Origin of the sequence: Streptomyces sp. NPDC006872 (genome assembly GCF_040635845.1) — a bacterium.
Lineage (GTDB): Bacteria > Actinomycetota > Actinomycetes > Streptomycetales > Streptomycetaceae > Streptomyces.
In genome coordinates, this window is sequence record NZ_JBEYIL010000001.1 from 1,087,065 (window position 1) to 1,112,549 (window position 25,485).

Consider the following 25,485-nt stretch of genomic DNA (forward strand, 5'->3'; position numbering starts at 1 on the left):
TGTCACCAGGTGATGGGCAGGCTCTCCAGTCCGCGGATGATCGAAGCCGGCTTGAGCCGGAGTTCCGACTCGGGCACCGCGAGCCGTACCTCCGGCATCCGCTCCAGGATGGCCCGGAACGCCTCCTGGAGCTCGATACGGGCGAGCTGCGCGCCGAGGCAGTAGTGGATGCCCCCGCCGAAGGCCAGGTGGGGGTTCTGCTCGCGCCCGAGGTTCAGCCGCTCCCCGTCCTCGAACACCTCGGGGTCCCGGTTGGCGGTGGCGACCGCGGGCAGGACCACCACGCCGGCGGGCAGCACCTTGCCGTTGCTCAGCTCCACCTCCGCGGTGGTGAGCCGGGGGATGATGCCGCCGGTCGTGGTGAGCGGGACGAAGCGCAGCAGCTCGTCGATCGCCTTCGGGATCGCCTCGGGGTTGGCCCGCAGCTTGTCGAACTCCTCGGGATTGTGCAGCAGGGTCACCAGGAACATGCTGATCTGGTTGGCGGTCGTCTCGTGGCCCGCGCTGAGGATGCCGATGCTCAGCGCGATGATCTCGCGCTCGGTGAGCGTGGTGTCCTCCTCGCTGACCGCGATCAGCTCGCTGATCAGGTCGTCGGCGGGCTTCTCCCGCTTGACCGCGATCAGGTCGCCGAAGTACTTCACCAGCGCGACCGTCGCCGCTTCCTTCTCCGCGACCTGCATCCAGTCGCCGAGCAGCGCGTTCGACCAGGCGTGGAACGTGTCCTGGTCGGTGGCGGGCACACCGAGCAGCTCGCAGATCACGCGGACCGGCAGCGGGACGGAGAAGCTCTTCACCAGGTCCACCGGACGCGGCAGCGTCTGCAGTTCGTCGACGAGCTCGGTCACCAGCTCGACGACCCGGGGCCGCAGCTGCTCGACCCGCCGTGCGGTGAAGGCCTTGCTGACGAGCTTGCGCAGCCGGGTGTGCTCCGGTGCGTCCATGCCGACCAGCGACTCGTTCATCAGCTTGCCGGACTCGGTCTCCGACATGGCGGCGGCCGCGGCGGCCATGACCTTGCTGCTGAACCGGGAGTCCACGAGCACTTTGCGGACATCGGCGTGCTTGGTCACCATCCAGCCGGTGATGCCGTCCGGGAACTTCACCTCCACCACGGACTCGCCGTCCCGGATGGCGGCGAGCTCCGGCGGCATCTCACAGACCGACGGCGGGTCGGGGAACGGGAACGCTATGGGTTCGGAAGGCGCTTCGGCCATGGATTGCTCTCCAGATTCGTGAGAATGAACGACGAAACGACGAGTGATGGGGTGGGCAGGCCGGCCTTCCTCGCAGGCTATGCACGAACGGCCCCTACACCCGCCCCCTACATCGCCCCACTAGCGCGCCGGGCAACCGCGTCACCGCGTCACCGCTCCCCGGCCTCCCTGGCCATGGCGAGCAGCGCCGCCACGTCCATGGACCTGATGTCCTCGCTGCGGTCGACCGCCTCCGGCTCCGCTCCCGTCTGCTCCCCGGTCAGCGCCAACAGCGCGTCCAGCAGGCCGTGTTCACGCAGCCGGTGCAGCGGCACGGACAGCAGGGCCCGGCGGACGGCCGCCTCCTGCTCGTCCTCGGGCGTCGCGGCGGCCTCAGCCCCGTCCGGGGAGAGTCTGCCGACCAGCAGGGTCACCAGTTCGCCGAGCGTCGGATAGTCGAAGACGAGACTGACGGGCAGCCGCAGACCGGTCGCCGCGTTGAGCCGGTTGCGCAGTTCCACCGCGGTCAGCGAGGTGAAGCCGAGGTCGCGGAACGGCCGGTCGGTCTCCACCCGGTCGGTCGACGCATGCCCCAGCACGGCGGCGATCCGGTCGCGGACGAGCTCCAGCAGCGTCTCCTGGCGTTCGAGCGGCACCATCTCCGCGAGCCGCCGCCGCAGCTGCGCCCCCGCGTCCTGCCCCTCGCTCTGCGCCGCCCGCCTCGCCGGCGCCCGGAACAGCCCGCGCAGCACCGGCGGCAGCGAGCCGGCCGCGGCCTGCGCCCGCAGCGCGGCCCCGTTCAGCCGGGCCGGGAACACGACGGGCTCGGCGCTGCGCCAGCCGAGGTCGAACAGGGCGAGGCCCTCGTCCGTCGGCAGCGCGGACACCCCGCGCATCGGCGTGCCCGCCGAGGCCGCCTCGGTGAGCCCGCCGCCCATGCCCCGCTCGGTCGCCCACAGCCCCCAGCCCAGCGAGGTCGCGGCGAGCCCGTTGCGACGCCGCTGCTGGGCCAGGGCGTCCAGGAAGGCGTTGGCGGCGGCGTAGTTGCCCTGTCCGGTGCCGCCCAGGGTGCCCGCGATCGAGGAGAACAGCACGAAGGCGGACAGCTCCAGCCCCGCCGTCAGCTCGTGCAGATGCACCGCCGCGTCCACCTTGGCCCGGAACACCCGGTCGATCAGCTCCGGCCCCAGCGAGGCCAGCAGCGCGTTCTCGGCGGTGCCCGCACAGTGCACCACCGCGGTGAGCGGATGTGCGTCCGGGATCCCGTCCAGGACGGCCGCCAGGGCCGCGCGGTCCGCCGCGTCGCAGGCCGCCAGCGTCACCGCGGCCCCCGACTCCTCCAGCCGGGCCACGAGTTCACCCGCGCCCTCCGCGTCCGGGCCCCGCCGACTGAGCAGCAGCAGCCGGCGCACGCCGTGCAGTTCCACCAGCCGGGCGGCGACCAGCGCCCCGAGCCCACCCGTCGCCCCGGTCACCAGCACCGTGCCCGCCGGGTCGAGCGCGTCGAGTCCCGTACCGGGCACGGTGTCCGGGACGTCCAGGGCCGGCGGCCGGTGCAGCCGGGGCGCCAGTGCGACCCCGCCGCGCAGGGCGAGCTCCGCCTCCCCCGACGCGACCGCGGCCGGCACCGCCCGCCCGGACCCGGTGCTCCCGTCGGTGTCCAGCAGGACGAACCGCCCCGGATTCTCCGACTGCACCGAACGCATCAGCCCCCACAGCGGCGCGGACCCGAGCCCGGCCACCGTGTCCTGCGCGCAAGTCCCCACGGCGTTGGTCGTCAGGACCGCCAACGGCACCGCCGCCAGCCGCTCGTCCAGCTCCTCGGAGACCCACGTCCGGGCCGCGTCCAGCACCAGCCCGGCGCGTTCCCGGGTGAGCGCGGGGAGCCCCGCAGCGCCCGGATCGCCGTCGGGCAGGGCGAGCACGACGAAGCCGGGCGCCGGCCCGCCCGCCGCGACCGACGCGCTCAGCGCCGCAAGATCCGGATGGCGGACGGCGCCGCTGTCGGCGTCCGCCCACTCCGGGGCCGCGCCCACCACCGCCCACCCGGCCGTCTCGACCGGGGGCAGCTGCACCGGCGTCCACGTCATCGCCAGCAGCGAGGAGTGCGCGGCGGACCGCCCGGCCGCCGCCCCGGGGTCGGTCTCGGTGAGGTCGACGGGCCGCAGCAGCAGCGAGCCGACCGAGACGACCGGAGCGCCGGAGCCGTCCACGGCGTGCAGCGCGACGGCGTTCTCGCCCGCGGGGGAGAGAGTCACCCGCAGTGCGGTCGCGCCGGTGGCGTGCAACGACACCGCGTTCCACGCGAAGGGACGCAGCGGACCGGTCGCGCCGTCCAGCAGACCGCCCAGGCCCACCGCGTGCAGGGCCGCGTCCAGCAGCGCCGGGTGCAACAGATAGTCGTCCGCCGCCTCGTGCAGCTCCTGGGGCAGCGCGACCTCGGCGAAGACCTCCCGGCCACGCGACCAGGCGGCCCGCAGCCCCTGGAAGGCGGGCCCGTACGCGAACGGCCCGTCCGCCGACTGCTCGTACAGATCACCGAGTTCGATGCGCTCGGCGGCACGCGGCGGCCAGCTGCCCTTCGCCGCCTCCGGCGCCGGACCGGCCGGGCACAGGACGCCCGTGGCATGCCGGGTCCACTCGCCCGCCGTGAACTCGTCGTCCGTGCGCGCGAAGAACCCGAGCTCGCGCCGCCCGGACCCGTCCGGGGCGCTCACGGTGAGCTGGAGATCGAGACCGCCGGTCTCGGGCAGGGCGAGCGGGGCCTGCATGGTCAGTTCCTCGATGTGCGGGCACTCGACGAGATCGCCCGCGACCACCGCCAGCTCCACGAACGCGGTCCCCGGCAGCGGAACCGTCCCCATCACCCGGTGGTCGGCCAGCCAGGGATGCTCCCGCAGCGCGAGCCGCCCGGTCAGCACCAGCCCGTCGGACTCCGCGGGCTCCACGACGGCGCCGAGCAGCGGATGCCCAGGGGAGCGCAGACCGGCGGCCGTCACATCACCGGATCCGGAGACCGGCATCCGCAACCAGTACCGCTGCCGCTGGAAGGCGTACGTCGGCAGATCGACGGCCCGGGCGCCGACGCCCTCGAACACCGCGGACCAGTCCACGGGCGCCCCCGCGACATACGCCTCGGCCAGCGAGGTCAGCAGCCGCCCGAGGCCGGCGTCGTCCCGCCGCACGGAACCCGACACCCGGGCGGACACCCCGGCGCCGTCGATGATCTCCTGCACGGCCATCACGACCACCGGATGCGGACTGACCTCCAGCAGGGTCCGGTGCCCCTCGTCGAGCGTGGCCCGCACGGCCGCCTCGAAGACGACGGTCTGCCGCATGTTCCGCAGCCAGTACCCGGCATCGAGCCCCGCCGTGTCCAACTGCTCCCCGGTCACGGTCGAATGGAACGTCACGGACGACGACTGCGGCCGGATGTCGGCCAGTTCGGCGAGAAGGTCGTCGTTGAGGGCGTCGACCTGCGCGGAGTGCGAGGCGTAGTCGACGGCGATACGACGCGCCCGCACGCCGTCCGCCGCACATCCGGCGAGCAGCTCGTCCAACGCCTCCGGCTCACCGGACACCACGACGGACGACGGCCCGTTGACGGCGGCGATCCCGACCCGGCCCTCGAACCGCGCCAGCCGCTCCTCCGCCTCCACGACCGGAAGCGCCACCGACACCATCCCGCCCCTGCCGGACAGCTTCTCCAGCACCAGACGCGAACGCACCGCCACCACCCGGGCACCGTCTTCGAGCGACAGCCCGCCGGCCACGCACGCCGCAGCCACCTCGCCCTGCGAATGACCCACCACCGCCGCCGGCTCCACACCGAACGACCGCCACACCCCCGCCAACGACACCATCACCGCCCACAACACCGGCTGCACCACATCCACCCGAGACCACAACGGATCATCCCCGCCCCGGAACACCACATCCCGCAACGACCACCCCACATACGGACTCAACGCCCGCCCGCACTCCTCCATCCGCGCCCCGAACACCGGCGACGCATCCCACAACTCACGCCCCATCCCCACCCACTGCGACCCCTGACCCGGAAACACGAACACCACACCGCCGTCAGCAGACGCACGCCCGCTCACCACACCCGCCCCCGGCACCCCCTCCGCCACCGACCGCAACCCCGCCAGCAACTCCTCCCGGCCACCACCCAGCACCACCGCCCGCTGCTCGAACGCCGACCGCGTCCCCGCCAACGAGAAACCCACGTCCACCGGGCCCAGCTCGGGCCGCTCCACAACGCGTTCCAGCAACTGCCGGGCCTGTGCCCGCAACGCCGTCTCACCGCGTCCGGAGACCACCCACGGCACCGGCCCGGAGAACTCGCCCCCGGACTCGAGCGGCTCGGGCTCCAGGTCCGGCTCCGGGGCCTGTTCCAGGATCAGGTGGGCGTTGGTGCCGCTGACGCCGAAGGAGGACACCGCGGCCCGGCGCGGACGTCCCGTGTCCGGCCACTCACGCGCCTCCGTCAGCAGCCGCACCGCGCCCGAGGTCCAGTCCACGTGCGGGGTCGGCTCGTCCACGTGCAGGGTCTTCGGCATGAGGCCATGCCGCAGCGCCATGACGGTCTTGATGACGCCGCTGACTCCGGCCGCGTACTGGGTGTGGCCGATGTTGGACTTGATGGATCCCAGCCAGAGCGGCCGGTCGGCGGGACGGTCCTGGCCGTACGTCGCCAGCAGCGCCCGTGCCTCGATCGGGTCGCCGAGCTTCGTCCCCGTGCCGTGCGCCTCCACCATGTCGACGTCGGCGGTGGCCAGGCCGGCTTCGTCCAGGGTCCGCAGGATCAGGCGGCGCTGGGCCGGGCCGCTGGGCGCGGTGAGGCCGTTGCTGGCGCCGTCCTGGTTGACGCCGGTCTCCCGCACCACGGCGAGCACCTCGTGCCCGGCGCGCTGGGCGTCGGAGAGCCGCTGGAGGACCAGCACGCCGACGCCCTCGCCCCAGCCGGTGCCGTCGGCGCCGGCGGCGAACGCCTTGCAGCGGCCGTCGGAGGCCAGACCGCCCTGCCGGGAGAACTCCGGGAACGCGCCGGGCGTCGCCAGCACCGAGACGCCGCCGGCCAGGGCCAGCGAGATCTCGTCCTTGCGCAGCGCCTGCACGGCCCAGTGCAGCGACACCAGCGACGACGAGCACGCCGTGTCCACGGTGACCGCCGGGCCTTCCAGACCGAGCACGTACGCCACCCGGCCGGAGAGCACGCTGCTGGAGGTGCCGGTCAGCATGTAGCCGTCGAGTGCCTGCGGCGAGGCGCCGAGCAGCCCGGCGAAGTCCCCGCCCGTGCCGCCGAAGAACACCCCGGTGGCGCTGCCGCGCAGGGACCGCGGGTCGAGCCCGGCGCGCTCCAGCGCCTCCCAGGAGGTCTCCAGGAGCAGCCGCTGCTGCGGGTCGGTGGCGAGCGCCTCGCGCGGGGAGATGCCGAAGAAGTCCGCGTCGAACTCGCCCGCGCCGCGCAGGAAACCGCCCTCCAGCGTGGTGGAGGCGCCGGACTCCACGGCGTCGGTGCGGTACAGCCCGTCGAGGTCCCAGCCGCGGTCGTCGGGGAAGCCCGAGATCGCGTCCTGCCCCTCGGACACCATCCGCCACACGTCCTCCGGCGTGTCCGCGCCGCCCGGGAACCGGCAGGCCATGCCGACGATCGCGATCGGCTCGCGTGCCTTGTCCTCGACCTCGCGCAGCCGGCGCTGGAGTCCGCGTGCCTCGGTGACGGCCCGCTTGAGGTACTCGCGGTACTTCTCCTCGTCGGACATGTCGCTGCCAGCTCCTTGGTGAGGTGGGGTTCCTGGAGTCACAGGCCGAATCCCTGGTCGATCGCGTCGAAGAGGTCGTCGGTGGTCGCCGTGTCGAGGTCGGCGAGGTCGTCGCGCCCGTCCCCGGCGGCCGGTTCGGGGTCCTGCGCGCTCCACTTCGACAGCAGCCCGCGCAGCCGGCGCACGACCCGGTCGCGGTCGCCGTCGTCCGCGTCGATCGCCCCGAGGGCGGCCTCCAGGGCGTCCACCTCCGCCAGCGCGGTCTCCACGCCGGACAGTCCGGCGGGGGCCAGCTCGGTGAGCAGCTCCCCGGCGAGCGCGGTCGGCGTCGGATGCTCGAAGACGAGGGTGGCGGGCAGCCGCAGCCCGGTGGCGGCGGCGAGCCGGTTGCGGAACTCCACCGCGGTCAGCGAGTCGAAGCCGAGCTCGCTGAAGGACTGCTCCGCCGCGACCGAGGCCGCCGAGGCGTGCCCCAGCACCACTGCGGCGTTGGAGCGCACCAGCTCCAGCAGCCTGCGATGCTGCTCGACGGCCGGCAGCCCGGTCAGCCGGGTGCGCAGCTCGGAGCCGTCGCCGCCGGCCCGCACCACCCGCCGCGCGGTGCCCTGCACCAGGCCCCGGAAGAGATGCGGCACGTCGTCCGCGCCCGCCCGCAGCGCCGACGCCGTCAGCCGGGTGATCACCTGCAACGGCACGTCGGCCCCGCAGGCCAGGTCGAACAGGGCGAGCCCCTCCGCGTCGTCCAGCGGCCGCATCCCGGCCCGCTCCATCCGCTGTACCTCGTCGTCGCTCAGATGCCCGGTCATGGCGCTGCGGGTGTTCCAGAAGCCCCAGGCGAGGGAGACGGCGGGGTGTCCGTGGGTGCGGCGGTGGTGGGCGAGGGCGTCGAGGTAGGCGTTGGCGGCGGCGTAGTTGGCCTGTCCCGCGGTGCCGAGTTGTCCGGCGGCGGAGGAGTAGAGGACGAAGGTGGTGACGGGGTGGTCGAGGGTGAGGCGGTGGAGGTGCGTCGCCGCGTCGACCTTGGGCCGCAGGACGGCGTGCAGCTGCTCGGGGGTGAGACTCGTCGCGACGGCGTCGTCGAGGGCGCCGGCGGTGTGGACGACGGTCGTCAACGGGTGGTCGTCGGGGACGGTGTCCAGGAGTGCGGCGAGCCGGTCGGGGTCGGCGGCATCGCAGGCGGCGACGGTGACGTGGGCTCCGGCGGCCGTGAGCTCGTCCGCGAGCTCGGCGGCGCCGGGGGCGTCCGGCCCCTGTCGGCTGGTCAGCAGCAGGCGGTTGACGCCGTGTTCGTGGACGAGGTGGCGGGCGAGGAGGGCGCCCAGGGTGCCGGTGCCGCCGGTGATGAGGGCGGTGCCGTGCGGATCGACGCCCTGCGGCACGGTGAGGACCGCCTTGCCGACCAGCTTGGCCTGGCTCAGATCCCGCATCGCCTCCCGCGCCCGGCGCAGGTCGTACGTGGTGATGGGCGGCGCTGTCAGCTTTCCGTCGCGGTACAGCGACATCACCGCGACCAGCATCTGCTGGATCCGGTCGGGACCCGCCTCCAGCAGGTCGTACGCCTGGTAGGCCACGCCCCGATACGCCTCGGCGATCTGCGCCGGGTCGCGCTTGTCGGTCTTGCCCATCTCCAGGAACCGTCCGCCGCGCGGCAGCAGACGCAGCCCGGCGTCCACGAACTCACCGGCCAGACAGTCCAGGACGACGTCCATCCCGCAGCCGCTGCTGGTGTCCAGGAACCGCTGCTCGAACTCCAGGGTCCGGGAGTCGGCGATGTGCGCGTCGTCCAGGCCGTACTCCCGCAGCGTCGGCCACTTGCCGGTGCTCGCGGTGCCGTAGACCTCGGCGCCCAGGTGACGGGCCAGCTGCACGGCCGCCACGCCGACGCCGCCCGCCGCCGCGTGGACGAGCACCGACTCGCCGGGCTGCACGTCCGCCAGGTCCACCAGGCCGTAGTAGGCGGTGAGATGGGTGATGGGGACGGTCGCCGCCTGTTCGTAGGACCAGCCGTCCGGCATCGGGGTCAGGAACCGGTGGTCGCACACCGCGACCGGGCCGAAGGAGTCGGAGCACAGCCCCAGCACCCGGTCGCCCGCCGCCACATTGGTCACCCCGGGGCCGGTCTCCAGCACGATGCCGGCCACGTCGCCGCCGATGCCGTTCTGCCCCTCGACCATGCCGAGGGCGACGATCACGTCCCGGAAGTTCAGCCCGACCGCGTGCACGGCGAGCCGGACCTGCCCGGGTCCGAGCGGGTCCAGGACCTCGGGGCAGGGCACCAGGGCCACGTTCTCGATCGTGCCGCGGCCGGTGCTCTCCAGCCGCCACGGCGTCCGGCCGGGCGGCGGCAGCAGCGCGGGATGCGAGCGGGTGCGGGCCAGCCGGGGCGCGGTGACCGTGCCGCGGCGGATCGCGATCCGGGGCTCGGCGCAGGCGAGCGCGGCCCCGAACACCTCCCGTGACGCGTCGAGCCCGTCCAGGTCGACCAGCGCGAACCGGTCCGGGTTCTCGGTCTGCGCCGAGGTCACCAGCCCCCAGCTCGCCGAGTTCCCCAGGTCGGTCACGTCCTCGGCGTCGCCCGCGGCGACCGCTCCCGAGGTGACCAGGACCAGCCGCGAGGAGGCGAACCGCTCGTCGGCCAGCCAGCCGCGGACGATGCCCAGCGTCGTCTCGGCCGCCGCGTGCGCATCCGCGGCCGGGTCGTCCGACGCCGCGGCGGGCAGGCAGCGGACCACGGTGTCCGGGACGGGACCGGCCGCGGCCAGCTCCGCCGGTCCGGCCGCCACCCGCAGGGCCGCGTCGGCCAGCCCGAAGGGGTCGTCGCCGACCAGGGCGTAGGGGCGAGCGGCCGGCAGGGGCAGTTCCGTCCAGTCGAGGTGGAGCAGCGCCTCCTCCAGCGCGCCGCCCGTGGGCCGGTCGAGCACGGCAGGCCTGGTCACCAGCGACCCCACCGAGACGACGGGCCGCCCGGTGTCGTCGCTGAGCAGCAGGGCGAGCTGGTCGCCCGACCCGGTGAGCCGCACCCGGGCCGAGGTCGCGCCGGTCGCGTGCAGCTGCACCCCGGTCCAGGAGAACGGCAGCCGTACGCCGCCCTCCTGGTCGCCGGCGAACGCCATGGCGTGCAGCGCGGCGTCCAGCAGGGCCGGGTGGACGCCGAAGCGGGCGGCCTCCTCGTGTTCGGACTCGGGCAGCCGGATCTCGGCGAACAGCTCCTCGCCCCGCCGCCACACCGCGTGCAGGCCCTGGAAGGCGGGCCCGTAGTGGTAGCCGCCCGCGGCGAGCTCCGCGTAGCCGCCGTCCGTCTCGACGGGCTCGGCCCCGGCCGGCGGCCAGGCCGTCTCGGGGGCGGGCTCCGCCGGCGCGTCCGCGCTCAGCGTGCCGGTCGCGTGCAGCGTCCAGTCGGCGTCCTCGCCGGTGCGGGAGTGCACGGTGACCGTGCAGCGGCCGGTGTCGCCGTCCGGAGTGGCCCGGACCTGCACCGTGACCTCGCCCTGGGCGCCCGCGCCCAGCAACAGCGGTGCCTGCAGGGTCAGTTCGTCCAGCTGCGGGCGGTCCAGCAGATCGCCCGCCCGGATCGCCAGGTCGACGAAGGCCGTGCCGGGCAGCAGCACCTGGCCGGAGACGGCATGGTCGAGCAGCCAGGGCTGGGTGCGCCCGGACAGCCGTCCGGTGAGCAGCACGCCCTCGCCGCCCGCCAGCGCCACGGCCGCGCCCAGCAGCGGATGGTCCGCCGCCTCCAGCCCGGTCGCGGTCAGATCACCGGCGCCCGGACGGGACTCCAGCCAGAACCGGCGCCGCTGGAAGGCATAGGTCGGCAGCTCGACCCGGCGGGCGCCGGTCCCGGCGAACACCGCCGCCCAGTCCACCTCGACGCCCAGCACGCCGAGTTCGGCCACCGAGGTCAGGAAGCGACGCGTGCCGCCGTCGTCCCGGCGCAGCGAACCCACCGCGGCGCCGGCCCGGTCCGCGGCGTCGATGCTGTCCAGCACCGACGGCACCAGCACCGGATGCGGGCTGATCTCCGCGAACACCGAGAAGCCCTGGTCGAGCGCGGCGCGCGTCGCCGCCTCGAACTCCACGGTGTGGCGCAGGTTCTGGTACCAGTAGCCGCCGTCCAGCTTCGCGGTGTCCAGCGGAGCGCCGGTGAGGGTGGAGAAGAACGGGATCGCCGACGAACGCGGGGCGATCCCCGCCAGCTCGCCCGCCAGCGTCTCCTCGATCTCCGCGACCTGGGCGGTGTGCGAGGCGTAGTCCACCGGAATCCGGCGGGCCCGGACCCCGTCCTCGGCGCACCGGGCGAGCAGCTCGTCCAGGGCGGCCGGCTCACCGGCCACCACCGTGCTGGCCGGCCCGTTGACCGAGGCCACCGAGATCCGCCCCGACCACCCGGCGATCAGCTCCCGGGCCGCCGCGGCCGGCAGCGCCACCGACACCATCCCGCCGCGCCCGGCCAGCGACTCGCCGATCGCCCGGGCGCGCAGCGCCACCACCCGGGCGCCGTCGCCCAGCTCAAGCGCCCCGCAGACGCAGGCGGCGGCGATCTCGCCCTGCGAGTGCCCGAGCACGGCGTCCGGCTCCACGCCGTACGCCCGCCACAGCGCCGCCAGCGACACCATCACCGCCCACAGCGCGGGCTGCACCACGTCCACCCGGTCCCACGGCGGCGTGCCCGGCTCCTGCCGCAGCACAGCCGACAACGACCAGTCGACGTACGGGCTCAGCGCCTCCTCGCACTCCGACAGCCGGGCCCGGAACGCCGGTTCGCAGGCCAGCAGCTCCGCCGCCATCCCCGCCCACTGCGCGCCCTGCCCGGGGAACACGAACACCACCCGGCCGTCGCCGACCCGGGCGCCCTCGATCACGCCCGGGGGCAGCGCCGCGTCCGGCTCGGTCGCCCGGCGCGCCAACGCGGCGGTCCCGGCGAGCAGTTCGGCCCGGTCGCCGCCCAGCACCACCGCGCGATGCGGCAGCCGGGCCCGGCCCGTCAGGGTGTGGCCGACGTCCACCGGCGACAGCTCCGCAGCCTCCGTCAGCCGGTCGACGAGCCGCCCGGCCTGCCCGTACAGCGCGGCCGGCTCGTGCGCGGAGAGCACCCACGGCACGACCCCGCCGACGACCGGCCGGGCAGGCTCGGTCGCACGGTCCGGCTCGTCGACCGTCGGCTGTTCGAGGATGATGTGGGCGTTGGTGCCGCTGATGCCGAACGACGACACCCCGGACCGCCGCGGCCGACCGGCCTCCGGCCACGCCCGCTCCTCGGTGAGCAGCTCCACCGCGCCGGACGACCAGTCGACCTGCGGGGACGGCCGATCCACGTGCAGCGTCCGCGGCAGCACGCCATGGCGCATCGCCATGACCATCTTGATGATCCCGGCGACACCGGCCGCGGCCTGCGTGTGCCCCATGTTGGACTTCACCGACCCCAGCCACAGCGGGTCGCCGTCCGTCCGCTCCCTGCCGTACGTGGCCAGCAGAGCCTGCGCCTCGATCGGGTCGCCAAGGGTGGTTCCGGTGCCGTGCGCCTCCACCGCGTCGACGTCGCCGCCGCCCAACCCGGCCACCGCCAGGGCCTGTTCGATCACCCGCTGCTGGGCGGGCCCGTTGGGCGCGGTCAGCCCGTTGGACGCGCCGTCCTGGTTGACGGCGGAGCCGCGCACGACCGCCAGCACGGGATGCCCGTTGCGGCGCGCGTCGGCCAGCCGCTCCACCAGCAGCATTCCGGCGCCCTCGCCCCAGCCTGTGCCGTCCGCGCCCTCGGCGAAGGACCGGCAGCGGCCGTCGGGCGACAGCCCGCCCTGCCGGGACAGCTCCACGAACACCCCGGGCGTCGCCATCACGGTGACGCCCCCGGCCAGCGCCAGATCGCACTCACCGCTGCGCAGCGCCTGCGCCGCCAGATGCAGGGCCACCAGGGACGACGAGCACGCCGTGTCCAGGGTGACCGCGGGCCCCTCCAGACCCAGCGTGAACGCCACCCGCCCCGAGGCGACACTGCCCGCCGACCCGGTGCCGATGAACCCCTCGACCTCGTCGGGCAGCACGCCCGGACCGGTGCCGTAGTCGTGGTACATCATCCCGGCGAACACCCCGGTCCGGCTGCCCCGCACCGCACGCGGATCGATCCCGGCCCGCTCCAACGCCTCCCACGACGTCTCCAGCAACAACCGCTGCTGCGGGTCCATCGCCAGCGCCTCACGCGGCGAGATCCCGAAGAACTCCGCGTCGAACTCCGCCGCGTCGTACAGGAACCCGCCCTCGCGCACATACGACGTCCCCGGCCGGGTCAGCTCCGGGTCGTAGAGCCGCTCCACGTCCCAGCCGCGGTCCTCGGGCATGCCGGCGATCGCGTCCCGGCCGGCGGCGACCAGCTCCCACAGCTCCTCGGGCGAGGTCACCCCGCCCGGGTAGCGGCACGCCATGCCGACGATGGCGATCGGCTCGCCCGCGTCCACGGCGACCGAGGGCCGGGGGGCCTCCGGCAGCCGTCGCCCCGCGCCGGTCAGCTCGCCGAGCAGGAAGTCCACCACGGCCGACGGCGTCGGATGGTCGAACACGAGGGTCGCGGGCAGCCTGAGCCCGGTCGCCGCACCCACCCCGTTGCGCAGCTCGATCGCGGCCAGCGAGTCGAAGCCCAGCTCCCGGAAGGTCCGCCGCGCGTCCAGCCCTTCGGGGCTCGCATGCCCGAGCGCCCCGGCCGCCTGCGTCCGTACGAGATCCAGCAGCAGCCGCCCGAGCTCCGCCTCCGACAGCCCGGCGCCGAACTCCTGCCCGGCGCCCGCCGCCCGGCGCACCGGGGCCCGCACCAGCCCCCGCAGCAGCGGCGGCAGCGTGCCCGCCGCGGCCTGGGCACGCAGCGCCCCGAGCTCCAACGGGAGCGGCACGGCGACCGGCGCGTCCAGCGCGACCGCCGCGTCGAACAGGGCGAGCCCCTGCTCCTCGGAGATCGCCACCACCCCGGCCCCGGCCGCCCGACGCATCGTCTGCCCGTCGTCGGCGAGGTGTCCGGTCATGGCGCTGCGCGTGCTCCACAAGCCCCAGGCGAGGGAGACGGCGGGGTGTCCGTGGGTGCGGCGGTGGTGGGCGAGGGCGTCGAGGTAGGCGTTGGCGGCGGCGTAGTTGGCCTGTCCTGCGGTGCCGAGTTGTCCGGCGGCGGAGGAGTAGAGGACGAAGGTGGTGACGGGGTGGTCGAGGGTGAGGCGGTGGAGGTGGGCGGCGGCGTCGAGTTTGGGCCGCAGGACGGCGTGGAGCCGGTCGGGGGTGAGGTTGTCGGTGGTGGCGTCGTCGAGGAGACCGGCGGTGTGGACGACCGTGGTGAGGGGGTGGTCGTCCGGGACGGTGTCGAGGAGCGCGGCGAGCCGGTCGCGGTCGCCGACGTCGCAGGCGGCGACCGTGACGTGGGCTCCGGCGGCGGTGAGTTCCTCGACGAGTTCGGCGGCGCCGGGGGAGTCGGGGCCCCGTCGGCTGGTCAGCAGCAGCCGGCTGACGCCGTGTTCGTGGACGAGGTGGCGGGCGAGGAGGGCGCCGAGGGCGCCGGTGCCGCCGGTGATGAGGGCGGTGCCGTGCGGATCGATCGCCCGCGCCGACCGAGGCGTCCCGGCGGCCCGGACCAGCCGCGGCGCCATGGCCCGGCCGTCCCGCACCGCCAGCCGAGGCTCGTCCGCCCCGACGGCCGCCCCGACCGCCGAGCGGACCGCGGCCAGGGAGGCGGCCGTCCCGTCGAGGTCCACGAGCCCGACCCGTCCGGGATGCTCGGTCACCGCGGAGCTCAACAGCCCCCACACGGCGGCCTGCACCGGATCCGCGGCGGCCCCCTCGGCCACGGCCGCGGCGTTCCGGGTCACCACGACCAGCCGCGCGCCGGCGAGCCGTTCGTCGGCCAGCCAGGCCTGCAACAGCTCCAGCGCCCGCTCGACGGCCTCATGCGCGGCGTCGGCGTCGGCGCCCGCGTCGACTTCGGCGTCGATGGAGCCGTCCGACACCCCGACCGTGGCGGCGACGAAGTCCGGAACCTCCGCACCCGCCGCGACCGCCGCCGCCAGCCCCGCCAGGTCGGCGTGGACCTCGGCGTCGGGCAGGTCGGCCAGCGGTCCGGGGCCCAGCACGGCCCAGCGTCCCGTCGTTCCGGCACCGTCGACCGGCACCCAGGACGGCAGGAGCAGCGCGCCCCCGGCGGCGTCCGGCGCCGCGACCGCACCGGCCGGGCGGACCGCCAGCGACTCCACGGTGGCCACGGGACGGCCGGCGGCGTCGGCGAAGAACAGCGCGAGGGTGTCGGGGCCGGTCGGGGTCAGCCGGACGCGCAGGACGGAGGCCCCGGCCGCGTGCAGCGACACCCCGCGCCAGGCGAACGGAAGCCGGGCGCGCTGTTCCCGGCCGAACTCGCCCGGCACGAACGCCGACGCGTGCAGCGCGGCGTCCGCGAGGGCCGGGTGCAGCCCGAACTCCCCGACCTCACCGGCGACTTCCTCCGGCAGCCGGACCTCGGCGTACACCTCCTCGCCGTGCCGCCACACCGCGTGCAGCCCCTGGAACGCCGGCCCGTAGTGGACCCCGGCCGCCGCGAAGTCCGCGTAACAGCCGGCGATGTCCAGCTCCTCGGCCCCCGCGGGCGGCCAGACCGTCAGCTCCTCCCGCGGCGGCGGGCCCGCCGTGGTGAGGGTGCCGCCGGCGTGCCGGGTCCACACGTCCTCGGCGGCGTCCTCGGTCTGGGTGTACAGGCCGAACGCGCGGTCGCCGGAGTCGTCCGGGCCGTCCAGGGCGAGCTGGACGCGCAGACCGCCGCCGCGCGGCAGCGCCAGCGGCAGCTCCAGCGCGAGGTCCGCGACCTGGTCGAGCCCGACGTGTCCGCCCGCCCACAGCGCCAGTTCGGCCACGGCGGTGCCCGGCAGCAGGACCGTGTCGCCGATCGCGTGGTCCGCCAGCCACGGCAGGGTGTCCATGGCCAGCCGGCCGGTGAACAGCCGCCCGCCCCCGGCCGCCGGCGCCACCATCGCGCCCAGCAGCGGGTGCTGTGCGGGGACCAGGCCAGCCGCGCCCATGTCCCCGGCCCCGGGCAGGGTCTGCACCCAGTACCGGGCGCCCTGGAAGGCGTACGTCGGCAGCGGCACCCGCCGCGCCGGACGGTCGCCGCCGAAGAACGCCGCCCAGTCCACCGGCACACCGGCCGTGTGCGCCTGCGCCAGCATCGCCGTCAGCGTGCGGATCTCCGGACGCTTGCGGCGCAGCGCCGGGGCGACGACGGCGGTGACGCCGCAGTCCGACAGGGTCTCCTCGGTCATCGACGTGAGCGCGGCGTCGGCCCCGAGTTCGAGGAACACGGAGACGCCCTCGGCGTCGAGGGCGCACACCACGTCCTGGAAGCGGACCGGCTCGCGCGCCTGCCGGGCCCAGTACGCCGGGTCCGCCCACTCGGCGTCCGCGAGCAGCGTGCCGGTCACACTGGACACGACCGGGATGCGCGGCGGCTCGAACGACAGCCGCCCGGCGACCTCTCCGAGCGGCCCCACCACGGGGTCCATCAGCGGGGAGTGGAAGGCGTGGCTCACCGGCAGCCGGCGGGTCCTGCGCCCCAGCCCGGTGAAGTGCGCCGCGATCCCGGTGACGACGTCCTCGTCGCCCGACACCACCACGGATCCGGGCCCGTTGACGGCCGCGAGGCCCGCCGCCGACTCGTGTCCGGCCAGCAGCGGCAGCACCTCGTCGGCGGTCGCCGCCACCGAGACCATCGCCCCGCCCTCGGGCAGCTCCTGCATCAACCGGCCCCGGGCGACGACCAGTTCGCAGGCGTCGGCCAGCGACAGCATGCCCGAGACATGGGCGGCGGTCAGCTCGCCGACCGAGTGCCCGGACAGCAGCCGCGGCCGCACCCCCCACTCCTGAAGCAGCCGGAACAACGCCACCCCGAGCGCGAACGTCGCCGACTGGGTGTACAGCGTCCGGTCCAGCAGCCGCGCCTCGGCGCTGTCCGCGTCGGTTAGCAGCAGGGGCAGCAGCGGCCGGTCCAGCCGCCCGTCCAGCTCGGCGCAGACCTCGTCCAGGGCTCGGGCGTAGACCGGGAACGTCTCGTACAACTCCCGTCCCATGCCGGGCCGTTGGGCACCCTGGCCGGTGAACAGGAAGGCGCAGCGCACCTCGTCCGCGACCCCGTCCACCAGAGCGGCGGGCCGCTCCCCGCGCGCCAGCCCGGCGAGCGCGTCCAACAGGTCCGCACGGCTCTGTGCGAGCAGCACGGCACGATGCTCGAACGCGGTGCGGACGGTCGCGAGCGCCGCCGCCACCTCACCGAGCGGCAGCTCGGGACGCTCCAGCAGCCGGGCGTGCAGCCGGGCGGCCTGCGCCGGCAGCGCGGCGGGCGTGGCAGCCGACAGCAGCACGGGCACCACCGGGCCGGCCGGGGAGTGCGGGGAGTCCGCGACCGCGTCCTGCGGCGTCGGCAGATCGGCGGCGGCGGGCTCCTCCAGGATGACGTGCACATTGGTGCCGCTGATCCCGAACGAGGAGACCCCGGCCCGCCGGGGACGCTCGGCGCGCGGCCAGGCACGGTTCTCCGTCAGCAGCTCCACCGCGCCCACGGACCAGTCGACCTCGGGGGTCGGCCGGTCGACGTGCAGCGTCCGCGGCAGCTGCTCATGGCGCATCGCCATGACCATCTTGATGATCCCGGCGGCGCCCGCCGCGGCCTGGGTGTGACCGAGGTTGGACTTCACCGACCCCAGCCACAGCGGGCTGCCGTCCGGGCGCTCCCGGCCGTACGTGGCCAGCAGCGCCTGCGCCTCGATCGGATCGCCCAGCCTGGTGCCGGTGCCGTGCGCCTCCACGGCGTCGACGTCGGCGAAGCCCAGCCGGGCGGAGGCCAGGGCCTGCTGGATGACCCGCTCCTGCGAGGGCCCGTTGGGGGAGGTGAGCCCGTTGGACGCGCCGTCCTGGTTGACCGCGCTGCCCCGCACGATCGCCAGCACCTCGTGGCCCAGCCGCCGGGCGTCGGAGAGCCGTTCGACGACGAGCAGCGCGGAGCCCTCGCCCCAGCCGACCCCGTCGGCGGCGGCCGCGAACGACTTGCAGCGTCCGTTGGGCGCGAGGCCGCGCTGCCGGGAGTTCTCCACGAAGGTGGCGGGGGTGGACATCACGGTCGCGCCGCCCGCGAGCGCCAGCTCGCACTCCCCGTCGCGCAGCGCCTGCACCGCGAGATGCAGCGCCACCAGCGACGACGAGCACGCGGTGTCGAGGGTGACGGCCGGGCCCTCCAGCCCGAGGAAGTAGGAGATCCGGCCCGACGCCACGCTCCCGGCCATGCCGGTGCTCAGATAGCCCTCGACCTCGTCGGGGAGAGCGCCGGGCCCGGACGCGTAGTCGTGGTACATCAGGCCGGTGAAGACGCCGGTCCGGGAACCGGCCAGGGAGCGCGGGTCCACCCCGGTGTTCTCCAGCGCCTCCCAGGCGGTCTCCAGGAGCAGCCGCTGCTGCGGGTCCATCGCCAGCGCCTCACGCGGGGAGATCCCGAAGAACTCCGCGTCGAACTCGGCGGCCCCGCGCAGGAACCCGCCCTCGGAGGCGTAGGCGGTGCCCGGCCGGTCGGGGTCGGCGTCGAAGAGCTCGTCGAGCGCCCAGCCGCGGTCCGTCGGCATCCCGGTGACGGCGTCCTCGCCCCGCAGGACGAGATCCCACAGCTCGTCGGGCGAACCGACCCCGCCGGGCAGCCGGCAGGCCATCCCGACGATCGCTATCGGCTCGGTGTCGCCGGCCTCGAGCTTCTTGATGCGTCGATGGGCCTGCCGCAGATCGGCTGCCAACTTCTTGAGGTAATCAACCAGCTGCGCTTCGTTCGTCACCCGAGAACCCCACCTGAGAGATTGGCAAACCGCGCCCTTCGAGGGCGAAGCTACAAACCTCACCCCCCTAACCACGTCCCCTCAGCCACCCCAGAAAGCAGCGGGTGAACGCATATGGCGAGGTAGGGGTTGGCGGTAGGGGTGACCTGCTGTCTAGCATCTGGGGAAATTCCCGTGCCGTGACGAGGACTGGAGTGTATCCCGCGATGAGCGTTGCCGAGCAGGAAGCCGAAGAATCGGCGGAGCCGCAATTCACGAAGCCGACCGCCTCGGAAAAGATGCGTGACCTCGACTTTCTGCTCGGGGATTTCCGCACGGAGTGGACGAACTTCACCGCCGATCCGCCCACCAAGGGCACGGCGGCCTGGAACACCGCGTCGACCTTCGCCGGCCACGCCTACGAGATGACCCAACTGGTACCCGAGCACGACCTCACCGGGCGTTTCGTATTCCAGTGGGTCGAGTCGGAATCGGCGTTCTCCGGCTATTACTACGACGACTGGGGAAACCGCACGCTGCTCACCGCCGAGGGCTGGCAGGACGGATATCTGGCGTTCATCGGCGAGTGCTTCGGATTCGGCAAGTCCTTCCTGCTCAAAGAGCGGTACGAGATCATCGACGAGAACCACTATGTGAAATGCGCTTTCGTGAAGTTCGATACCGAAGGCGACTGGATTCCCGCCGACGAAGTCCACTGCTACCGCGTCTGAACGCCGGGAAGAATCGACGCTCGGGTTCATGACTCCCGGGAAAGGTGAACCGACCATGACCCTGCTGTCCGAAGCGGTACGCGCGGGTGCGTCGCCGCAGGAGTTGGAGCGGGCGGAACTGCCCCGGGAGTACACCGCCGCCTACATCCAGTCCGAGGACGCCCGGATGTTCGACGGGGTGGCCGACCGGGACGTCCGCAAGTCGCTGCGCGTCGGCGAGGTGCCGATGCCCGAACTGGCGCCGGACGAGGTGCTGGTCGCCGTCATGGCCAGCGCCGTCAACTACAACACCGTCTGGTCGGCGATGTTCGAGCCGATCCCCACCTTCCGCTTCCTGAAGCAGTTCGCGGCACAGGGCGGCTGGGCCGAACGGCACGATCTGCCCTACCACGTGATCGGCTCCGACGGCGCAGGCGTAATCGTCCGCGCGGGTTCCGGCGTGCGGCGCTGGCGCGTCGGCGACCACGTGGTGATGAGCTGCGTCCAGACCGACGACCAGGAACCGGCCACCCACCACGACGGGATGCTCGGCGCCGAGCAGCGCATCTGGGGCTTCGAGACCAACTTCGGCGGTCTGGCCCACTACGCGGTGGTCCGGGCGAGCCAGCTGATCCCCAAGGCGGGCCACCTCACCTGGGAGGAGGCGGCCTGCAACCCGCTCTGCGCGGGGACCGCGTACCGGATGCTGGTCGGTGAGCGCGGGGCCCGCTTCAAGCAGGGCGACGTCGTCCTGATCTGGGGCGCCGCCGGGGGACTCGGCGCGTACGCGGTGCAGCTCGTCAAGAACGGCGGCGGCATCCCGGTCGGCGTCGTCAGCTCGCCCGAGAAGGCGGCGGCCGCGCGCCGGCTCGGCTGCGACGTCGTCATCGACCGCCGGGAGATCGGCCTGGACGACCGTACGGCGGACGATCCACGCGCGGTCATCGAGGTGGGCAAGAAGCTCGGCTCGATCATCCGCCGCGAGGTCGGCGAGGACCCGCACGTCGTCTTCGAGCACGTCGGCCGGGCCACCTTCGGCGTCTCGGTCTTCGTGGTCCGGCGCGGCGGCACGGTCGTCACCTGCGGCTCCAGCACCGGCTACCAGCACGGCTACGACAACCGCTATCTGTGGATGAAGTTGAAGCGGATCATCGGCAGCCACGCCGCCAACCTCCAGGAACAGTGGGAGTGCAACCGCCTGATCTCCCTGGGCCGGATCATGCCGACGCTGTCCGCGGTCTACCCGCTGGCGGAGATCGGAGAGGCGGCCCGCTCGGTGCAGACCAACCAGCACCTCGGCAAGGTCGGCGTCCTCTGCCTGGCCTCCGCCCCCGGCCAGGGCGTCACCGACCCCGACCTGCGCGCCGCGCTGGGCGAGACCCGTCTGAACCCCCTCCAGAGCCTCACCTCCTGAAGCGACCGGAACGAACCCGAGAAAAAGGCAGGGATGTCATGACCATCGCGCCCCCCACCACCGCACCCGTATCCGCGCCGGTATCGCCGGCGCAGGCGATCCAGCGCGTCGGCGTCGTCGGCTGCGGCGTGATGGGCGCGGGGCTGGCCGAGGTCTGCGCCCGGGCCGGCCGTGACGTGCTGCTCGTCTCCTCCTCGGAGGCCGGCCTGGCCAGGGGGCGCGGCCGGCTGGAGCGCTCGCTGGGCAACGCGGTCCGCAAGGGCAAGATCAGCGAGGCGGGCCGGGAGGAGACGCTCTCCCGCGTCACCTATGTCACCGACCTCGGTTCGTTCCACGACCGCCAGCTCGTGCTGGAGGCCGTTCCCGAGCACGAGCCCACGAAACTGGGCGTCTTCCAGACCCTGGACCAGGTCGTCGAGGACCCGGACGCGATCATCGCCTCCAACACCTCCGCCCTGCCCCTCATCCGGCTGGCCCGTGCGACGCAGCGCCCGGAACACGTCCTGGGTCTGCACTTCTTCAACCCGGCCCCGGTACTTCCGCTCGTAGAGGTGGTCAGCTCACTGCTCACCGGCGAACGCACCCGGCAGACCGCCGCGGAGTTCGTCACCGAGGTACTCGGCAAGCAGGCCGTCCACGTCGGCGACCGCGCCGGCTTCGTGGTCAACGCCCTGCTGATCCCCTACCTCGTCGCCGCGATACGCATGTACGAGGCCGGCTACGCGGACGCCCCGACCATCGACAAGGCGATGACTCTGGGCTGCTCCCACCCGATGGGCCCGCTGGCCCTGGCCGACCTGATCGGTCTGGACACGGTCGCGGCGATCGCCACGGCGCTGTACGAGGAGTTCAAGGAGCCCACCCACGCGGTGCCCCCGATGCTGTCCCGCATGGTCGACGGCGGGCAGCTGGGCCGGAAGTCGGGACAGGGCTTCTACAGCTACTGATACGGCTGCCGACGCCTGTCGACCCCCGCCGGCTCCCGCCGACTCGTGCCGACAAGGTAAGAATCTGACTAGAGCATTGCCAAGTCGTGGGAGAACCGCGAGCGGGCAAAGCCTCTCATTACCAGACAACCTCCCCGGGTTCTCGCACAGACGCGCACTGTCACTCTCATGTGTGACAGCCCGCACACCCACTAGGTAAAGACCTCATCAAATAGTTTGTGATACGGTTCACGAGAACCCCCGGAGACAGCCGAAGGACCGCACCACGACGGTTCATTGGAGCGAGGTGGCGCGAGGTCTCTCGCCCCTCGGGCCGGGACTACGCTCGTCCATGACGACACCCTGCCCCCCTTGAATGCGGAGTTGCCGCCATGCAGTCCAACGACGTACGAACGCTCGTGCACTGTGCTCTGCCCACCGCGCTCGCGGGTGCGGCGGGAGTCGCGGTGAGTGCTGCCGTTGCCGGTGGCAAAGGAGCGCTCGGCGCCGTCTTCGGCGCGGTTCTCGTCCTGCTGTTCATGGGCGGCGGACTGATGGTGCTGCTGCGCACCGCGCGCCAACTTCCCCACCTGTTCCAGTCGATGGGGCTGTTGCTCTACACCACGCAGATCCTGTTCCTGATGATCCTGCTGATCGTTTTCAAGGGGACCTCGGCCTTCAATCCGAAAGCCTTCGCCTTCACCCTGCTCGCGGCCACCCTCGTGTGGATGGCCGCGCAGGTGCGCTCGCACATGAAGGCCAAGATCCTCTACGTCGAGCCGGACCCAGCCCGGACGACGTCGTGACCTGTAGGGCCGGGGTAAAGGGCCTTCCGCTCTTTTGCTATGGTCTCGCCACAACTGCGGCAGAGCTGGCGCGGGCGGCAGCCGTGCCTGTGACGCCTCACGGCTCGGAGCCCAGTCGCCGCCGCCCCCGTATCCGTAAGTCCAGTCCAGTGCCGTCCCGCGGTCGCAGGCCGCGCCGACACATCGAGGTTGCCGTACCCATGCGCCACGCTGAAGGAGCTCGCGGTGAGTAACGCCCAAACGCTCGCCTTCGAGACCGACTGTCATATTTTCGACGGGTGCGGTTTCCCGACCCCCGGCCTGCACTCGTTCTTGTTCGAGCCGCTGTTCACCGTGGGCGGCATCGAATTCAACAAGCCGATGCTGCTGTCGCTGGTCTCCACCGTCCTCGTCTGTGGATTCTTCTGGGCCGCGTTCAACAAGCCGAAGCTGATCCCCGGCAAGCTGCAGATGGTGGGCGAGGCCGGCTACGACTTCGTGCGCCGCGGGGTCGTGTACGAGACGATCGGCAAGCGGGAGGGCGAGAAGTACGTCCCGCTGATGGTCTCGCTGTTCTTCTTCATCTGGATCATGAACCTCTGGTCGATCATCCCGGTCGCCCAGTTCCCGGCCACGGCGGTCATCGCCTTCCCGGTGGGTCTCGCCGCGCTCGTCTACATCGTGTGGATGAGCATCACGTTCAAGCGCCACGGCTTCATCGGCGGCTGGAAGAACATCACGGGCTACGACCCGTCGCTCGGCCCCGTGTTCCCGATGGTCATGTTCTTCGAGTTCCTGTCGAACGTGTTCATCCGGCCCTTCACGCACGCCGTCCGGCTCTTCGCCAACATGTTCGCCGGGCACGTCCTGATCCTGATCTTCACCATCGGGACCTGGTACCTGCTCAACGGCATCGGCATCGCCTACTCGGCGGTCTCGTTCCTGATGGTCCTCGTGATGACGGTCTTCGAGCTGTTCATCCAGGCCCTCCAGGCCTACGTCTTCATCCTCCTGTCCTGCAGCTACATCCAGGGCGCGCTCGCCGAGCACCACTGAGCACCAGCACCACCGATCACCTGATCAACATCCCCTGAACTTCCGGTGGCCAACCCCCACCGGCCTGTGTAAAGAGAAGGAAGTTACGGCATGTCCGCTCTCGACACCCTCGCCGCGGTCGAAATCAAGGGCAACCTCGCTGCCATCGGCTACGGTCTCGCGGCCATCGGCCCCGGCGTCGGCGTTGGCATCATCTTCGGTAACGGCACGCAGGCGCTCGCCCGCCAGCCCGAGGCCGCCGGTCTGATCCGCCAGAACCAGATCCTCGGCTTCGTGCTCTGTGAGGCGCTTGCCCTGATCGGCCTGGTCATGGGCTTCGTCTACCCGACGTCCTGATCCGGTTTAACGCCGACGAGAGAATTCCACGGAAGGAACTGATGTGATCTCGCCCTTGCTGCAAATCGCGGCTGAGGAGGAGGCCCAGAATCCTCTGATCCCGGAGATCCCCGAGCTCGTCATCGGTCTGATCGCGTTCGCGATCGTGTTCTTCGTCCTGGGCAAGAAGCTCCTTCCGAACATCAACAAGGTTCTGGAAGAGCGCCGCGACGCCATCGAGGGCGGGATCGAACAGGCCGAGATTGCTCGGACCGAGGCGCAGAGCGTTCTGGAGCAGTACAAGGCCCAGCTGGCCGAGGCCCGTCACGAGGCCGCGCGGCTGCGCCAGGAAGCGCAGGAGCAGGGCGCCACGCTCATCACCGAGATGCGCGCGGAAGGCCAGCGCCAGCGCGAGGAGATCGTCGCCGCCGGGCACAACCAGATCGAGGCCGACCGCAAGGCCGCAGCGTCCGCGCTGCGCCAGGACGTCGGCAAGCTCGCCACCGAACTGGCCGGCAAGCTGGTCGGCGAGTCCCTTGAGGACCACGCCCGCCAGAGCCGCGTCATCGACCGCTTCCTCGACGAGCTCGAGGAGAAGGCCGAGGCGTCTCGATGACCGCACACGGAGCGAGCCGCGAGGCATTCGCAGCAGCCCGTGAGCGTCTCGACGCGCTGACGGACTCCACGTCCGTGGACGCGGCACGGCTGGCCGGAGAGCTGGCGGCAGTCACCGCCCTGCTCCACCGCGAGGTCTCCCTGCGCCGGGTCCTCACCGACCCGTCGCAGGCCGGCGACGCCAAGGCCGAGCTGGTCCAGCGCCTCCTCGGCACCCAGGTCGGCGGCAGCGCGGCCGACCTGGTCGCCGGCACGGTGCGTTCCCGCTGGTCGCAGTCCCGCGACCTGGTGGACGTGCTCGAGGAGCTGGCGAACATCGCCGACCTCACCGCCGCGCAGAAGGCGGGCACGCTCGACAACGTCGAGGACGAACTGTTCCGTTTCGGACGGATCGTCTCCTCGAACACCGGGCTGCGCGCCGCACTGACCGATCGGAAGGCCACCGCCTCGGCCAAGAGCGAGCTGCTGCACAGCCTGCTCGGCGGCCGGGCCGACGCGGCCACCGAGCGACTGGTGACGCGCCTCGTGACCGCGCCCCGTGGACGTAGCCTGGAAGCGGGCCTCGAAGCCCTGTCCAAGCTCGCCGCTGAGCGCCGGGACCGCATGGTCGCCGTCGTCACCTCGGCGGTACCGCTGAGCGACCCGCAGAAGCAGCGCCTCGGCGCCGCCCTCGCGAAGCTCTACGGCCGCCCGATGCACCTCAACCTCGACGTGGACCCCGCGGTCCTCGGCGGGATCCGGGTGCAGGTCGGCGACGAGGTGATCAACGGCTCCCTCGCGGACCGCATCGAGGACGCCGCCCGCCGCATGGCGAGCTAGCAGCAACTCAAGACCGCAAGTCGAACTGATGGCGGCCCTGGTTGGGCCGTGCAGAGGATTCACCTCTTTCAGGG

General features: G+C 73.0%; 11 protein-coding genes. 8 read left to right on the plus strand and 3 right to left on the minus strand.

The window, feature by feature from the left end; all coding sequences use genetic code 11:
• Positions 1-2: 2 nt before the first annotated feature.
• The 3 genes from ABZ725_RS04730 to ABZ725_RS04740 form a co-directional block, all read right to left on the minus strand.
• Complete coding sequence (locus ABZ725_RS04730; protein ID WP_358801286.1) at positions 3-1,217, minus strand: cytochrome P450; 1,215 nt, start codon at positions 1,215-1,217, stop codon at positions 3-5.
• Between the two features lie 149 nt (positions 1,218-1,366).
• Complete coding sequence (locus ABZ725_RS04735) at positions 1,367-6,967, minus strand: type I polyketide synthase (protein WP_358801287.1); 5,601 nt, start codon at positions 6,965-6,967, stop codon at positions 1,367-1,369.
• Between the two features lie 38 nt (positions 6,968-7,005).
• The gene (locus tag ABZ725_RS04740) at positions 7,006-18,792 is read right to left on the minus strand and encodes an SDR family NAD(P)-dependent oxidoreductase (RefSeq protein WP_358801288.1); all 11,787 of its coding nucleotides are present in this window, start codon (positions 18,790-18,792) and stop codon (positions 7,006-7,008) included.
• Positions 18,793-18,998: 206 nt separating this feature from the next.
• Here ABZ725_RS04740 and ABZ725_RS04745 point away from each other — a divergent pair, with 206 nt between their 5' ends.
• The 8 genes from ABZ725_RS04745 (at position 18,999) to ABZ725_RS04780 (ending at position 25,411) form a co-directional block, all read left to right on the plus strand.
• Positions 18,999-19,502 (plus strand): hypothetical protein, encoded by a 504-nt coding sequence (locus ABZ725_RS04745; protein WP_358801289.1) that lies wholly within the window; start codon positions 18,999-19,001, stop codon positions 19,500-19,502.
• A gap of 55 nt (positions 19,503-19,557) precedes the next feature.
• Positions 19,558-20,895 carry a crotonyl-CoA carboxylase/reductase gene (ccrA, locus tag ABZ725_RS04750; protein ID WP_358801290.1) on the plus strand — a complete coding sequence of 446 codons (1,338 nt, stop codon included), beginning with the start codon at positions 19,558-19,560 and terminating at the stop codon, positions 20,893-20,895.
• Positions 20,896-20,933: 38 nt separating this feature from the next.
• Complete coding sequence (locus ABZ725_RS04755; protein WP_358801291.1) at positions 20,934-21,842, plus strand: 3-hydroxybutyryl-CoA dehydrogenase; 909 nt, start codon at positions 20,934-20,936, stop codon at positions 21,840-21,842.
• A 371-nt stretch (positions 21,843-22,213) separates the two neighbouring features.
• Entirely contained in the window at positions 22,214-22,627 is a 414-nt protein-coding gene (locus ABZ725_RS04760) for a hypothetical protein (protein ID WP_358801292.1), read from the plus strand.
• A gap of 225 nt (positions 22,628-22,852) precedes the next feature.
• A complete protein-coding gene (atpB, locus tag ABZ725_RS04765; protein WP_358801293.1) occupies positions 22,853-23,662 on the plus strand; it encodes a F0F1 ATP synthase subunit A in 810 nt (269 codons plus the stop codon).
• A 90-nt stretch (positions 23,663-23,752) separates the two neighbouring features.
• Positions 23,753-23,998: an ATP synthase subunit C gene (locus ABZ725_RS04770; RefSeq protein WP_020131181.1), complete on the plus strand. Its 246-nt coding sequence runs from the start codon at positions 23,753-23,755 to the stop codon at positions 23,996-23,998.
• Between the two features lie 46 nt (positions 23,999-24,044).
• Positions 24,045-24,593 (plus strand): F0F1 ATP synthase subunit B, encoded by a 549-nt coding sequence (locus tag ABZ725_RS04775; RefSeq protein WP_351913313.1) that lies wholly within the window; start codon positions 24,045-24,047, stop codon positions 24,591-24,593.
• Positions 24,590-25,411, plus strand: coding sequence for a F0F1 ATP synthase subunit delta (locus ABZ725_RS04780; protein WP_358801294.1), 822 nt, complete (start codon positions 24,590-24,592; stop codon positions 25,409-25,411). Before ABZ725_RS04775 ends, ABZ725_RS04780 begins: the two co-directional genes overlap by 4 nt.
• The last annotated feature ends 74 nt before the right edge of the window (positions 25,412-25,485 follow it).